Genomic DNA, 377 nt, shown 5'->3' with positions numbered 1-377 from the left:
GAACTTGGCGTCGGCCAGGCGCGGGCGCACCACGCGCGCGTTGCCACCGATGACCGCGCTCGCGTCGTCGGGGCTGATGTTGCTGACGACCAGGAACCTGTTTGTGAGCCTGCTCGATGCGTCGAGCAGCGGACAGTACTTCTGGTTGGCCTTCATCGTGAGGATCAGGCATTCCTGCGGCACTTCGAGGAACTCGCGCTCGAAGCTGCAGACCAGCACGGTGGGGCGCTCGACCAGCGCGGTCACGTCGTCGAGCAGCGCGTCGTCGTGGATGGGCACCGAGCCGCCGCCGACCTTCACCGCGGCCGCTGCAAGCGGGCGCGCGATTTCTGCGCGGCGCGCCTCGAAGCTCGCGATGACGGCGCCGTCTTCCTGCA

1 protein-coding gene is annotated in these 377 nt (G+C 68.4%); it reads right to left on the bottom strand.

Going from position 1 to position 377, the window contains the following annotated elements; translation table 11 throughout:
• Window positions 1–377: glycine--tRNA ligase subunit beta (locus ACZYSP_RS35315; protein WP_489019203.1), on the bottom strand; the 377-nt coding region annotated here is incomplete at both ends.

Source organism: Variovorax sp. F042 (assembly GCF_057814215.1).
Note: the sequence above shows the minus strand (reverse complement) of the source record. Positions and strands in the feature narration are given on the sequence as shown.